Source organism: Mesorhizobium sp. M0296 (assembly GCF_040321675.1).
GTDB lineage: Bacteria > Pseudomonadota > Alphaproteobacteria > Rhizobiales > Rhizobiaceae > Mesorhizobium.
The window spans coordinates 24,970-38,628 of sequence record NZ_JAMYRZ010000016.1; the positions used below are offsets into that span (position 1 = coordinate 24,970).

Consider the following 13,659-nt stretch of genomic DNA (forward strand, 5'->3'; position numbering starts at 1 on the left):
AGACGCTTGTCTCGTCGAGAGATAAGTCCAGCCAGGGTGCTCCTTCAGGATTGCGTGTTTGCTTGGGTACGGAGCCGCCCCTCAGTTCCCAATCGAGGAGCGATCAATTCACATATTTGGAGATCGCTCGCTAGGTTACCCGGTCTGTGAACCCTGCAAGCCGAAAATTCAGATGCCGCCTATGCAGAGATATTTCATTTCGAGGTAGTCCTCGAGGCCATGGCGGGATCCCTCCCGCCCGATGCCGGACTGTTTTATCCCACCGAACGGCGCCGCTTCTGAAGACATCCGGCCGGTATTTACCCCGACCATTCCATATTCCAAGGCCTCGGCCACACGCCAGACACGCTTCAGGTTGGAGGCATAAAAGTAGGCCGCGAGGCCGTAGATCGTGTCGTTGGCCTCACGCACGACCTGATCCGCATCTTTGAAGCGAATAATCGGTGCCAGCGGCCCGAATGTCTCTTCTTGCGCGACGGTCATCTCGCTGGAGACACCGGTCAGGACTGTCGGTTGGAAAAACGTGCCATTCGTGCCGATGCGTTTGCCCCCGCATCGAATTGCGCCGCCTTTGGCGAGGCTGCGCGACATAGGCCTTGTCGATCGCAGCGCATGTCTCCTCGACACCCATGTCGGGTAGTTCTGCCAGCACTTCGCCAGTCGACGGGTTGAGGACCTCGAATGTCCGCTCGCTAATCCGCGTGCCAAGTGCCGGCAGGCGATCAATGGGCCCAAACAGATCGGGGGATCTCAGGTGACGGATCATCGGCAGGCACAGGGGCAATACCGGATTCCTCCTCGACGCAGCAGGTATATATAGCAGGTGCGGTGTGTACTCCGCGACGTCCGGGTTCCTTATAGGGCCTCGGCCAGACAGCTGGTAGACCACGGTACCCGACTGGAAAGGGAGAATACCTGAATACCTAGAAGATGCCTCGCGGTTCTACGAGTCGAACGATTGAACAACGGACATCGGCTTCGCCAGCCGCGCGGAGTGGATGCTGGTGGCCTGCGCTTACAATCTGCGGACCACGAATCGGCGACTCTATCCACTCGAAGAGAGGCTGGCCTGAGGAGGAGCGCACCCCAATAATGACGCCTGAACCGGCAAATGCCTGGCAAGGCCCGCGAAAACCGCTCCTCGCGGCTTTAAACAGATCCCGTTTACCCGGCGAGAAAGAGGATGGAGAGGAACAGGGTGGCGAAGGCGCGCCGAGGGAAGACCGGCCGGCGCATTTGCATGGGGATGGAGCTCATGATCAATTCCCCGCCTGTTGCTGCGGCAAAAGATAGCCTGTCGTCGAATGGTCGAGCACCAGATAACGCGCGGCGACCGCCTTGACCTCGTCGGTGGTGACCTTGCGGACGCGGTCCGGCCTCTCGAGCACGTCCTTCACATTGCCACCGGTGGTGAGCGTCTTGCCATAAATGTTGGCGATGTGGTCCAGCTCGTCGTGCGCAAAAATCACCGAGCGGATATAGCGGTCTTTGGCCTTGTCCAGCTCGTCGCTGGTGACGCCATCCTTGGCGATCCGGGCGACTTCGGCAACGGCCGCCGCTTCGAGATCGACGAGCTTTGCATCGCCGCGCGGCGAGCCGGAGATGGTGAAATTGGTGTCGTCTAGCATGGTGCCCTGGAAGGAGGCGCCTGCCGCCGAGGCTATGCCTTGCTTGACGACAAGTTCCTGATATAGCCGGCTGCGGTTACCGCCGCCGAGGATCTCGGCCAGCAGGTCGAGCGCCTCGGCCTCGCCGGGCTCTGCCGTATGATAGGACGGCACCACCCATTGAGTGGAAAAGCTCGGCACCGAAACGCGCGCATCGGTCAGCGTCACTGTGCGCCTGGTGTTCTGCTCCGGCTCGACCGAACGGTTGCGCGGGGGCAGGTCCGGCCCGCGCACAACCTTGCCATAGGTCTTCTCGGCCAGCGCCTTCACCGTCTCAGGCTCTACGTCGCCGGCCACCACCAGCACGGCGTTGTTCGGTCGGTAGTATTTGTTGTAGATGGTGAATGCGTCCGTGCCGTTCAGCTTCTCCATCTCCTGCATCCAGCCGATGACCGGAATGCGGTAGGGCTGGTTCTGCCGCAACGTCGCGTTGACCTCCTCGTCCAGCAGAGCCTGCGGGTTCGTCTCTCTGTGCCAACGGCGCTCCTCCAGGATCACGTCGCGCTCGGTCTTGATATCATCGTCGTTGAGGATGAGGTTGAACATGCGATCGGCCTCGAAGCCCATCATCTCACCCAACGCCGAGGGCGCCACCGTCTCGAGGAAGGTGGTGTAGTCATAGGCGGTGAAGGCGTTATTGTAGCCGCCAATGGCTGAGACGGCTCGGTTGAACTCGCCGGCGGGGTGGTTGATCGTCGCCTTGAACATCAGATGCTTGAGGAAATGGGCAAGGCCGGATTTGCCGGGTGGCTCGTCGGCGCTGCCGATCTTGTACCAGACCATATGAGTGACGATCGGCGCGCGGTGATCGGGGATGACGACCACTTCCATGCCGTTGTCGAGCAGGAAATCGGTCACCTTGCCGCCGTCGGTGGCGGCCAGAGCCGGAGCGGTCGTCACCAGGGCCAGCGCGGTGGCGTTGCGCAGCCAGGCGGACGATCGATGGCTCCGGTTGTGGTGGCTGGTCGAAAGGCAAGGTTCGAGGCAACGTGATTTGTTCCTCATTTTGATGAAGGCGCTGCGTCCCCGTCTCCCTGCGTGGGAGGATCGGCGGGCAGCGCCGAGCCAGATGAATAAGCTCTTCATGGTGCCAGGCCTTACTCGAGCCTCATCTTTGGATAGACCCAGGAGACCTGCGGCCGTATTTCTTGGTGAAGTGATCATTGACGGATTCTCCTTGGTCCGCGACGGCCTTGCGAAGACCAAGCATGCACCGTGCCAGATCAGAAAACCGTTCGAGGCATGTGGACAAATCGGGCTCTGCCATGTTGCGCATCCGACATTGTCGGACATCGGACAGGGCCGAACGCGACGCGCGCGCGGCTGAGAATATCTTCTTCGTTCGGAAGACGATTGGGCGCGCTGCCGGGGGAGGGGTATAGGATGCGCTTCGAATGGCCGCTGCACTGACGGTGAGAATGGAGATGTTGGTCGCCCCAGCGGAACCCTGTCCTCGACAGCCAGACCGGGTCGATGCTGAAGGGCAGAGGCGTGAGCAGCCCAGCCAACTCGAGCGCGGAGCCTGCTCGCGCGCGAAGACGGATCTGATCAAAGATCGGCGAGTTGGGCGATATCCGCGAGGCGCTGGAAAACGAAGATCGTAGGACTCGGGCCGGAAAAAACGATTCGGTTGCGCGCTTCTGGCGTAATGCGCCTGCCGCGAGGCCGTTGAGCCTGATGAGTTGCTGCGTGAAAGGGGAGTGTTTGCGCGGGACCTTGGTCAAACGTAAGAAACAACCGTCGAGCTCGCCGTGGATGGGGGCATGCAGGCACGTTTGTCGCTGGAGGACAGCAGCACGGAAGGTGTCCGCGCTTGCCGTCGTCGCTGGGTACCAAACAGGAGAATTTGGCGGTCGCGATCGAATTCATCTGGGTAAATACCGCCTGGCTGTGCTCGGTTTGCCGGCGAACAGATTTTGCCTTCTTTGCGGCTGCAAACGCATTGCTGGCGGCGTGGTCCCTTAGGTCAAGAGCATCGGGTGAGTAACAGCCTGATCCTGCTCAATCTGATACGCGCCAACCGCCTCGCCGGATTGTGGAACCGCTCGCGGGTAGCTTCTACCACAAACAGCAAGGTCATGAAATCAAGTAGGAAGTCATCGATCGCTTGGGCGATTGTTTCTGACTTGCCCTTGAACTGGTCCAGCAAAACGCGCGCGTTATCGATCGCTTCCACGCTGGTGGCATCGATTAACTCCTCGAACCCTCTTGAAACAATCCAATTCGAAACTCCTTCAAGCGCTTGCCAAGCGGTTATGCACGAAGGTAGCTCCGTGAACCACCCGGCCTTTGACCTGGCGGCACGAGCAGCGGTCGGCCTTACGTCCCGTGCCTCCAAGCACCAGCCATAGACGTGGCGCTGAGGAGCGTTGGAAGGATCGGGCGCTTCCGGCCATGCTCGAGCGGTAGTGAAGGACACTGCTTGCTGGCGACTACGGCCAAAATGGAGTGCGCCAGCTGATCGGGGCTTAACAATTTTTCGCTTTTTGCTGCGCCCAAGTCTCGGCTATGAGTCGGGCAGGCCTAATGGCCTGCCCACGTTGCAATTGTTAAGGAGGAACACGTATATGCCTACTGGAACGGTAAAGTGGTTCAACAGCACCAAGGGGTTTGGATTTATCCAGCCCGACAATGGCGGTCCGGATGTTTTCGTCCACATTTCGGCTGTCGAACGTGCGGGCCTCTCGACCCTCGCTGACGGCCAGAAGATCAACTATGAGATCGAGCAGGATCGCCGCACCGGCAAATCCTCCGCTGGCAGCCTCAGCAAAGCTGGTTGAAACGTCCTGGCAAGAGTGGGCGCGTAGGTCCGGAGGTCCTCACGGCCGATAGGAGCGAGCAAAAACTGAGGGCAGCAGATTGCTGCAGGCGTCGCGAATTCCTCATGAAACAAAGTTGTTTGAAAGGAAGGCGGGGTTGGCCCCGCCTTTTTATATGACGCGCAGATTAAGCCGATGGCTGCAACGCTCCAGAACGAATCTCCATTGCCGAAATCAAGCCGCGACCTTCTTGCGGGTTCGCTTCGTCGGCGCCGGCTCCGGCGCTTCCGGCGCTTTCGGTTTGCGGCCGAGCCCCATTGTCTTGGCCAATGACGAGCGCGCCGCGGCGTAGTTCGGCGCGACCATGGGATAATCCGCCGGTAGGCCCCATTTGGCCCGATATCCATCCGGCGTCAGTCCATAGTGGGTCGACAGATGGCGCTTTAGCGATTTGAATTTCTTCCCGTCTTCAAGGGAGATGATGTAGTCCGGTGTCACCGACTTCCTGATCGGGACTGCAGGCGTAAGGGCAACCGGCTCTTTTGCAGAGACACCTTCCGCCGTCCCTTTCAGAGCCGCGTGCACTTGGCCGATGAGGGCAGGGAGATCCCCCACCGGGATCGGATTGTTGGAGACATAGGCTGAGACGACATCGGCCGTGAGCTCGATGAGGGTGTCGATGTTTTTTTCGGCTTCTTCTGTCATGAAACTCTCCAGGCGGCGTGAAACACAGTCGGCGAAGCGTCGCTTCATAGTGGCGGTCGCCGCTGAAAGCAACCAAGGTCTCGACAGGGTTATTGCGATGCTCGTCCAGCAGCGAGATCTATAGCGCGGTATCGCGCCGTCATGACCGTTGATGCGTTCCGTTGTTGGCGACCTGCCGCGGTGCTTGCGCATTTTCAGGCGCGTCTCGGCCGTAAGCTTTGCGCCAGACGACCAGTAATCTCGAAACGAAGCGGGCTGTTTCTGTTCGCCATCCTCTCTTTGGCTGTGAAATCGGTGGCAGAGCAGTGGCCGCTGATTTTCTCAACGAATTGCCAGAAGATCGCAGAGACCGGATCTACGAAGCCGCCCTCACGGCGTGCTTTGATGCATAGAACGGACGAAAACCTGCGAGCGCAGCGCGCAAGACTCTTTTCCGCTTTGCGAAACAGGTCGTCATATTGGAAGATGCAACCTCCGCGATGCAATGGCTCGCTGCCTGCATGTCGGGCAGTGGAAAAGCGCAAGTATAGGCGTCGCAGTCGTATCTGAAGCCGGAGCGGGAACGCCGACGAGGTTATTGTATCGAGATTTCGCCGGCATCTGGAGCGTACTATAGCGAACAAACAATATTTTGCGCCCTATGGCGATGTTAATCATCTTGTTGTATTTGTAAATCGGCTTCTCGCGGCAGGACTGCAATGTTTCTGATGTGAAACCACTGCCTGGGACTTGGTTCTCTCAAATTCGTGACGGTAAATTGCCGTGTAGTTATTGCAAAGAAGTTGTCCCATTGAAGCAAGATGATAAACGAAGCCAAAATTGTGCTCCGTCGTCTGCCAATATTCGCTCGATGGAGGCTATAGGCCTCACAAGCCAATCAAAACAGCTACTCGGGCGCCCTTTGAAATTTGTGTAATTTGCTCACGCGAAACGGCCCTCTACAGTCGAAATAAGATCGTCCCGCAAAGGTGCTACGAGACACTATCGCGGATCGATTTGGGCCCACGTCGATCTGACGAAGGCAGGCGGAAGTCGAGCAGGACCTGCTGCGGAACAGATAACCGGCCCCAAACCGAATCTGACACGGTGGCGGCCCCGATTTCTTCATAGTTGAAGGCGCAGAGAGAACCGAAGCACGGCTCCGGCGCCGCCGCTTGCCGAGCAGCGATCCTCCGCCTCCCTGAAATCCGGTCGAGAAGAGCGTTCATTCCGGGACGGTCCAAGCTCTGCCGCGAAAACAGGTGTCAGACCACCCGGTCCTCTCCCGCAACTGATTTAGCGCAGGGCGTTCACGAGCCGCATATCCCAGAGTGGCTGCGTGCACGACGCAGCGAGATCATTTATGAAAATCCTATTCAGTACGATGGCTGTCCCCTTGCTGACAGCCACCGCTTTTGCTGCGGATTCGATCCCCGCAGACCTCAGAGAAACGGCACTGGCCACTTTCAAGGCTTTGCCACCCACCACGCGGGCAGTCACCAATAACCCGATCACCCCGGAGAAGATCGCTCTCGGCAAGGCACTGTTCTTCGATCCACGCGTCTCGGCGTCAGGCGTCTTGTCGTGCAACTCGTGCCACAACTTGGCCACCGGCGGCGACGACAATCATGAAACCTCGATCGGCCATGGTTGGCAGAAGGGACAGCGCAACGCGCCGACTGTACTGAACGCTGTCTTCAACATCGCCCAGTTCTGGGATGGTCGTGCCGCAGACCTGAAGGCTCAGGCGAAGGGACCGGTCCAAGCCGGCATCGAAATGGCCAATACACCGGGCCAAGTCATCGCCACGCTCAAGTCCATGCCGCAATATGTCGAGTGGTTCGATGCAGCTTTTCCGGCTGAAGCCGATCGGGTCACCTTCGACAACTTCGCCAAGGCAATCGAAGCCTTCGAGGCGACACTGGTCACGCCGGCCCCCTTCGACAGCTTCCTGAATGGTGATGAGCTTGCCATGACTTCCGAACAGAAACAGGGCCTGGCGCTTTTTATGGACAAAGGTTGCTCGTCCTGCCATGCCGGCATCAACGTTGGTGGGGAAGCCTATTACCCATTCGGCCTCGTGGAACAGCCCAGCGCCGAGGTCCTGCCGGAAAAAGACCAGGGCCGATTTGCGGTCACCAATGCAGCCGACGATTCTTATGTTTTCCGCGTGGCGCCGCTGCGCAACGTTGCACTCACCGCGCCATACTTTCATTCGGGCAAGGTTTGGGATCTGAAACAGGCCGTTGCCATCATGGGAACCACCCAGCTTGGCGTGGTACTGGCGGACGAAGAAGTCGACCTGCTTGTTGCCTTCCTCAACTCGCTGACCGGAAAGGCACCCGAGGTCGCCTATCCCATCTTACCCGCCGAAACAGCGACAACACCCCGGCCTATAACGCAGATCTTAGGAAAATAAACGGCCAGCTGACTGCGGAACATCGCAATTGACAATGATTGCGACTTTTACTGGACGAGACGAGTCGCGACGTCCATGAGAACGCAAATGGCTCGTTTCCAAAGTGCAGACACTGCTTCCGTCACCAGCTCGTTGCGATGGAATCATGTTTGGGATCTGGCGTGCGACATGCCAAGGAAGGCGTCTGACGCATGAGGCTCGCGCGCTGGCGATACCGCGCGGCGGCCGGCCATCGCGCTGGCGGCCGAATTGCCGCGCGCCGAAGTGATCGGCCCCCTTAGGGCGAAGGGGCAGCCACTCCGTCCTCCATGTCCAGCGATTCTTCGACTGCTTCCGGATTCCGGGCGATGGTCCAAAGGAGAGTATTCGCCGCTGCATCCGGTTTCGAGCGACCTTGCTCCCAGTTTCGAAGCGTTGCCAGATCGAGGCCATACCTCACGGAGAATGCCTCCTGAGAGAGCTTCGTGCGATCCCGGACTTCGCGAACACTTATCGGCCGCGGCGCATGAACCTTCGCGATCACGCCTGCGGACGACAGTTCATTCTTCAGTGCCAACAGGTCGTCGACGCAAGGAACCGTCACGAACGCCTTGCCGTGATCGACCACCTCCGTGAGTATCGCGTGGGCCGTCCTGAGCGGCAGCTGTCTCTTAACGAGAATGCGGGCGGCCTCAGGAGTATTCGCGCCGTGAAGAAAACCGAGGCTCAGTCGGACGGGAGAGCCTGACGACACCGGCACGACGTCCCGGGTTCGCACCCGTTGTCCGAACCGCTCCATGAATTTCGATGTAGTCGACATTAAGCTTCTCCGCGATCACTCGACCGAGCTTGCGTAATTTGGACCATCCAACACTGGAGGGCATCGCGATAAAAGTACGCCAAACAACGCTAAGGGAGAACAAGCGGTGATCTGATTTCGTTCGACGCTCGTTTTCGAGAGCCGTTCTGGGTCGTTCGCAATCAACTGTGTAGGCCAGCGGAGCGAGCAAGGAGCGCCAGATCCGGACAGGGCTGAGTGGGGTGTTTCTCCGAAAGGTGGGGCCATGCCCTAAGGAACACGAGATGTAGTGGACTCGTCGATTCGCGCGGTTTCGATTCGCGCACCCGGGCACAACGCTTGGATAAGTCCCATCAAATGCTCTCCGGTGGCCGTCATCTGTTTAGCTGACATTGGGCCGAGGGCTTCCAGCACGAGCCACATGGCGCGGGTATTGACCGTGACATGGTGCGCCGCCCCTGCCGCCAGTTCCAGCGGCGGCACGTGACACCGGCATCATCGCACCAGATGACTTCGCCCGGTTCGGGATGCTCGGTTACCATTTCACCTTGCTGGATCGTGTCGAATGGCTCCGCTCCCTTCGCAATTAAAAGTCCCGGAACCCCCTGGTAGAGATCGAGATCCTCCCCGCCAATCGGAACGCCATACAACACGCTGACGGCATTGTAGGCATCAACCAGTGGGGATATCCGCGGGAGAGAGCCATCTTTCCGCACCCGCTTGAGAAGCGCGGCGGCCGAGCACGGCGTTCGATTGGCCTTTGTGCCGAAAGCCTCGTAGGCAACGGCCCACGCCGCAAGATGCGCGTCCCTTTGGGCGTCATCGCGAAGCGCCGCCTGTTCCGCCGCCGCAATCGTGTCGTTCAACGCCTGTGCATCCGGCACGTCGATTTCGGCGTTCCGCACCACAATGCTGATCAGATGAAAATCCGGGTAGCGGGCCTTGATCTCGGGGGCAATCAATGGCGTGAAAGACATGGATGCTCTTTTCTCATGGGGAGGCTTTGCGCTGCGGGTCGTTCGGGAAATATTTGAAAAAAGGTGCTTGTCGAGCGTCCAGATCTTCTAGCATCGGCGTGGTGCATGCCGCACCATGCGCTGGATAATTCCATCATTCGGCCGTGGAGAGGCCTGATAGAGATCGTCGATTATGTCTTGCGGGTGCTCGAGCCCGCTCGGCCGGCAACAAGCTACGCCTCCGCCAAATCCTCCATTTCATAAAAGGCAGCGGGCGCGATATGGATGTGAAGCAGTTTTCCTTGCCGCATGCATCGCTCTCGGAAATTCGTCTCGCACGAAAATCTGCCGCCAAACTGGCCTGATCAACAGCACCAGTTGCATGGCGTATTCCCAGTCCAGTTGGCTTTGCAACGAAATGCGGTTCAGCCCAAGGGTCGGTTTCCTCGCCAGCACGCCACGTCCCGCCGTTTTAGCCACCGTGTCCCGGCAACGCGTCTTGCACCTGCCTGACAACCGCTCGCAGGATCTCAACGCCCTTCTCGATTTGCCGAATGCTCAAAGCGGCATAGCCCATGACAAGCCCCACGCGATCGATGTGGCCTTCGTCCGACTGCCGCTCGTAAAGGGGCGAGATCAGGTGAAGCCCCAGGCCCGCGCCTCGGGCGGCTTCGACCAGGGTCGTTTCCCGCGATCGCGGCAGTTCGTCGAACCAAACGACGACGTGCAGACCGGCCTCTGCTCCCTGGACAGCGATGCGATCTCCGAAGCTGCGCCGCAAGGCGCCCAACAATGTCCCCCGACGCTCGCCGTTCAGCCTGCGCACGCGCCGCACATGGCTTTCGTAGCCGCCACTCTCGATCAAAGAGGCCAGAGCCTCCTGTTCAGCCACCGGCGAATGCCGGTCCGCGAATTGTTTGGCGGTTGCGAAGACCTCCTGCAATTCCGGCGGGACGACGAGGTAGCCGATACGCAGCATCGGCGAGAGCGTTTTGGAGATCGTGCCGAGGTAGATGACAGCCCCGTGGTCCTGGAGACTGTGCAGCGGAGGGACCGGATTGATGTCGTAGCGATATTCACTGTCGTAGTCGTCCTCGATCACATAGGCGTTGTTGTGCCGCGCCCATTCCAGAAGCTGATGGCGGCGCGCGATCGGCATGACGCCGCCCAGCGGAAACTGATGCGATGGCGTGACATAGGCCAGTCGCGCCCCGATCCCCGCCAGCAACTCTGTCTTCATCCCGTCCTCGTCGACGGTGACGGGGACGGGCAAGGCACCCGTACTGGCAAAGACCTGACGCGCCATCCTGTAGCACGGGTCCTCGATGACGAAGCGGTCGGCACGATCGAGAAGCAGGCGAGCGCACAGATCGAGGCCCTGCTGCGAACCGTTGACGATGATTATCTGCTCGAGGTCGCAGCTCAGGGTTCGGGCGCGCCAGAGATAGCCCTGGAGCGCCTGGCGCAGCCGGCGCGAGCCGCGCGGATCGTCATAGGCAAGACGCAACGGGCGCTGCCCCATCGCCTTGCTCATCGCACGTTTCCAGACCAATGGGGGGAAGTCTGACGGCGCCAGGTCGCCATAGCGGAAATCGACCTTCAGCCCAGTCGGCAGATAATCCGGCCAGGGCCGCGTGACGCGCAGTCGTTCGCCATAGGCGGACAGATGAACCGGGCCGACTCGTTTCGCGACAGTGCGGCTCGTCTCAGGACCGATCAGCGAAGATGCAACGCGAGGTCGTGCGCCTTGACGGACTTCGATGAAACCTTCCGCAGCCAGTTGCTCATAGGCGACCGTCACCGTCGTTCGCGAAACCCCAAGGTCATTTGCGAGGCCTCGGGAGGACGGCAGCTGACTGCCGGTTTCGTAGACACTTCCGAGGATCTGCTCGCGAAGAGCCTCGTAGATCTGGCGTGCACCCATCGCGTGCGTGCGACCTGCAGAACCGGCACTTGAAGACTGGACCATTTCATTCATCGCCAACTGGATATTTCACATTGGCCAGTTTGCCGTCAATCTTTCGGAAACCCAAGAAAGATCTCAGAGGCCGAATGACCCGCTCCTATCAATCGGAAACCGATGCTCTCACGCGGTCGCTCAACGACACCGGTCCCGGATTCGCCACTCGGGCGATCCATCATGGCTACGATCCCGCCGGCTTTTCCAATGCCGTTCAGCCGCCAGTCTTCTTGACCTCGACCTATGGATTCGAAAGCGTGGCAGCGAACGAGGCCGCCGCCGCGCTTGGCGGAAGGCTCTATGCGCGCGAATACAATCCGACGACGGAGATCCTCGAGCAACGGCTCGCCAATCTGGAAGGAGCCGAGGCAGGTTTGGTCGTTGCCTCGGGGATGGCGGCTTTCGGCACACTGATCCTGTCGCTCCTGTCCCAAGGCGATGAACTCATCGTCCACAGGACGCTTTATGCGAACACGCTTGCCATGGTCGAACAGGCGGTCCCCCGCTTCGGCATCAAGGTCGTCGCGGTCGACCTGTCCGATCCTCAAAATCTCGATGCCGCGATTACCGAGCGGACCCGGCTTGTTTTTTTCGAGACGCCGGTGAATCCGCTGAGCCGCATCCTTGATCTCGCTGCCATTGCCGAGCGCGCCCACGCGCGCGGTGTAAAGATTGCAGTCGACAGCACCTTCGCTTCCCCCGCGCTCCAGCGGCCGCTCGAACATGGGGCAGACCTCGTGCTCCACTCGCTGACCAAGTACATCAATGGGCACGGCGATGCCCTTGGGGGCGCGCTTCTGGGCGACGCGCCAACGCTCCGCACGCTGCACGAAACGGGCCTGCGCTACATCACCGGCGCAGCGCTCTCGCCCATGTCAGCCTTCCTGATCCTGCGCGGTCTGAAGACGCTCACGCTGCGCATGGAACGGCACAGCGGCACGGCCCTTGCGGTGGCTCGGGCGCTCGAGGCGCACCCGGCGGTGGCATGGGTGAGTTATCCCTTCCTCGACTCGCACCCTGATCAGGTGACGGCGCGAAAGCAGATGTCCAACGGGTCGGGCATGTTGGCCTTTGGCCTTCGCGCTGGATACGAAGGCGCGTGCCGGATGATGGACCGGCTCAACCTGATCACCCGGGCTGTCAGCCTCGGCGATACCGACAGCCTCATCTATCATCCAGCAAGCCTCACACGTGCTCGGCAGCCGATCCGCAAGGATGCCCATTTGGCCGACGGAGTCGGCGAGGACCTCATGCGTCTCTCGGTGGGGCTCGAAGACGCCGATGACCTGATCGCCGATCTGCGGCGGGCTTTGGACGTCTTGTGATGACTTGGCGTGCGGCCACCTCTGCGCTCACACATAGATCTGGAGCCTTGCCATGGCATTCCTGAGCGGTCTTTCCGCGTTCCCCATCACCCCGAGCAATCGTGACGGCCGCGTCGATAACGTTGCCCTGCGCAGGCTGATTGCTCGGCTTGGCACCGCTCAGGTCGATTCCATCGGTCTTCTCGGCAGCACCGGCACCTACATGTATCTGTCGCGCGAGGAACGGCGACGGACGCTCGCCGAGACCTTGGACGAAACCGCGGGGCGAATGCCGGTCCTGGTGGGTGTAGGCGGGCTGCGCACCGATGAAGCCGTGGGGCTCGCGCAAGACGCCAAGGCCCTTGGAGCTGCTGCGGGTTTGCTTGCCGCCGCCTCCTACACCCCGCTTACTGATGACGAGGTGTTCGAACATTTCTCCACTGTGGCGCGCGAAAGTGGCCTGCCGATCGTCGTCTACGACAATCCAGGAACGACGCATTTCCATTTCAGTCCACCCCTTGTCAGCCGCCTGGCAAAGGTGGCTGGGATTGTCGCCATCAAGAATCCGACAGACAAGGGCGATGCGATCAAGAGCCATCTGGCCGACCAGAGGCGCACTGTGCCGGAAGGGTTCTCGATCGGCTACAGCGGCGACTGGAACGCCGCAGAGGCCATGATCGCCGGGGCCGACACATGGTACAGCGTCCTCGCCGGCATCCTGCCCGAGGTCTGCGTGAAGATCGTCACGGCGGCGCAACAGGGCGATGCGGCCGAAGCGCGACGGATCGATGCCACGCTTGCGCCGCTCTGGAGCCTCTTCAAGGAGTTCTCGAGCCTTCGCGTCGTCTATGCACTTGCCGAATTGCTCGACATTTGCCGTGCCGACCCCCCGCGTCCCATCCTGCCTCTGCCCTCAGCAGCGAAGCGCCAGATCGCCGCCGCGTTGGAACGCTTGCCATCGGATGTCAACCGGTGAATAGCGAACCCGGCGGCCAGTGAAGGAACCTGTCATGTATGTACCCGCGCATTTCGATGAACCGAGCCGAGAAGTCCGCTACGAACTGATCGAGAACAGTGCACTTGGCATGCTGGTCTCGACGCCAATCACATCCCCTTCGAACTCGACACGTCA

Annotated in this window: 11 protein-coding genes; 4 read left to right on the plus strand and 7 right to left on the minus strand. The window is 60.0% G+C overall.

The window, feature by feature from the left end; all coding sequences use genetic code 11:
* Positions 1–168 precede the first annotated feature (168 nt).
* From NKI97_RS17065 to NKI97_RS17075, 3 genes are all read right to left on the minus strand, one after another.
* Complete coding sequence (locus tag NKI97_RS17065) at positions 169–735, minus strand: aldehyde dehydrogenase family protein (protein WP_502907108.1); 567 nt, start codon at positions 733–735, stop codon at positions 169–171.
* A 524-nt stretch (positions 736–1,259) separates the two neighbouring features.
* Positions 1,260–2,672 carry a M16 family metallopeptidase gene (locus tag NKI97_RS17070; protein ID WP_352835435.1) on the minus strand — a complete coding sequence of 471 codons (1,413 nt, stop codon included), beginning with the start codon at positions 2,670–2,672 and terminating at the stop codon, positions 1,260–1,262.
* Between the two features lie 961 nt (positions 2,673–3,633).
* Positions 3,634–3,843: a hypothetical protein gene (locus NKI97_RS17075; RefSeq protein WP_352835436.1), complete on the minus strand. Its 210-nt coding sequence runs from the start codon at positions 3,841–3,843 to the stop codon at positions 3,634–3,636.
* A 391-nt stretch (positions 3,844–4,234) separates the two neighbouring features.
* On the opposite strand from NKI97_RS17075, the gene NKI97_RS17080 reads away from it, so the two are divergent.
* Entirely contained in the window at positions 4,235–4,447 is a 213-nt protein-coding gene (locus NKI97_RS17080) for a cold-shock protein (protein ID WP_023679670.1), read from the plus strand.
* Positions 4,448–4,660: 213 nt separating this feature from the next.
* On the opposite strand, the gene NKI97_RS17085 is transcribed toward NKI97_RS17080, so the two are convergent.
* The gene (locus tag NKI97_RS17085; RefSeq protein WP_023679671.1) at positions 4,661–5,131 is read right to left on the minus strand and encodes a Ros/MucR family transcriptional regulator; all 471 of its coding nucleotides are present in this window, start codon (positions 5,129–5,131) and stop codon (positions 4,661–4,663) included.
* A 1,342-nt stretch (positions 5,132–6,473) separates the two neighbouring features.
* Here NKI97_RS17085 and NKI97_RS17090 point away from each other — a divergent pair.
* The gene (locus tag NKI97_RS17090; RefSeq protein ID WP_352835439.1) at positions 6,474–7,529 is read left to right on the plus strand and encodes a cytochrome-c peroxidase; all 1,056 of its coding nucleotides are present in this window, start codon (positions 6,474–6,476) and stop codon (positions 7,527–7,529) included.
* A gap of 277 nt (positions 7,530–7,806) precedes the next feature.
* On the opposite strand, the gene NKI97_RS17095 is transcribed toward NKI97_RS17090, so the two are convergent.
* The 3 genes from NKI97_RS17095 to pdxR form a co-directional block, all read right to left on the minus strand.
* The gene (locus NKI97_RS17095; RefSeq protein WP_352835442.1) at positions 7,807–8,328 is read right to left on the minus strand and encodes a helix-turn-helix domain-containing protein; all 522 of its coding nucleotides are present in this window, start codon (positions 8,326–8,328) and stop codon (positions 7,807–7,809) included.
* A 353-nt stretch (positions 8,329–8,681) separates the two neighbouring features.
* Complete coding sequence (locus NKI97_RS17100) at positions 8,682–9,284, minus strand: B3/B4 domain-containing protein (RefSeq protein WP_352835444.1); 603 nt, start codon at positions 9,282–9,284, stop codon at positions 8,682–8,684.
* A gap of 451 nt (positions 9,285–9,735) precedes the next feature.
* The gene (pdxR, locus tag NKI97_RS17110) at positions 9,736–11,232 is read right to left on the minus strand and encodes a MocR-like pyridoxine biosynthesis transcription factor PdxR (RefSeq protein WP_502907109.1); all 1,497 of its coding nucleotides are present in this window, start codon (positions 11,230–11,232) and stop codon (positions 9,736–9,738) included.
* A gap of 83 nt (positions 11,233–11,315) precedes the next feature.
* Here pdxR and NKI97_RS17115 point away from each other — a divergent pair, with 83 nt between their 5' ends.
* Entirely contained in the window at positions 11,316–12,548 is a 1,233-nt protein-coding gene (locus NKI97_RS17115; RefSeq protein WP_352835446.1) for a trans-sulfuration enzyme family protein, read from the plus strand.
* 52 nt (positions 12,549–12,600) lie between these two features.
* Positions 12,601–13,503, plus strand: coding sequence for a dihydrodipicolinate synthase family protein (locus tag NKI97_RS17120; protein ID WP_352835449.1), 903 nt, complete (start codon positions 12,601–12,603; stop codon positions 13,501–13,503).
* Positions 13,504–13,659 lie beyond the last annotated feature (156 nt).

Bases quoted from the DNA above. Each gene is read 5' to 3' on its own strand.
- NKI97_RS17085 (WP_023679671.1), bottom strand. From the start codon at position 5,131: ATGACAGAAGAAGCCGAAAAAAACATCGACACCCTCATCGAGCTCACG.
- NKI97_RS17090 (WP_352835439.1), top strand. From the start codon at position 6,474: ATGAAAATCCTATTCAGTACGATGGCTGTCCCCTTGCTGACAGCCACC.
- NKI97_RS17100 (WP_352835444.1), bottom strand. From the start codon at position 9,284: ATGTCTTTCACGCCATTGATTGCCCCCGAGATCAAGGCCCGCTACCCG.
- NKI97_RS17120 (WP_352835449.1), top strand. From the start codon at position 12,601: ATGGCATTCCTGAGCGGTCTTTCCGCGTTCCCCATCACCCCGAGCAAT.
- pdxR (WP_502907109.1), bottom strand. From the start codon at position 11,232: ATGGTCCAGTCTTCAAGTGCCGGTTCTGCAGGTCGCACGCACGCGATG.
- NKI97_RS17080 (WP_023679670.1), top strand. From the start codon at position 4,235: ATGCCTACTGGAACGGTAAAGTGGTTCAACAGCACCAAGGGGTTTGGA.
- NKI97_RS17115 (WP_352835446.1), top strand. From the start codon at position 11,316: ATGACCCGCTCCTATCAATCGGAAACCGATGCTCTCACGCGGTCGCTC.
- NKI97_RS17095 (WP_352835442.1), bottom strand. From the start codon at position 8,328: ATGTCGACTACATCGAAATTCATGGAGCGGTTCGGACAACGGGTGCGA.
- NKI97_RS17070 (WP_352835435.1), bottom strand. From the start codon at position 2,672: ATGAGGAACAAATCACGTTGCCTCGAACCTTGCCTTTCGACCAGCCAC.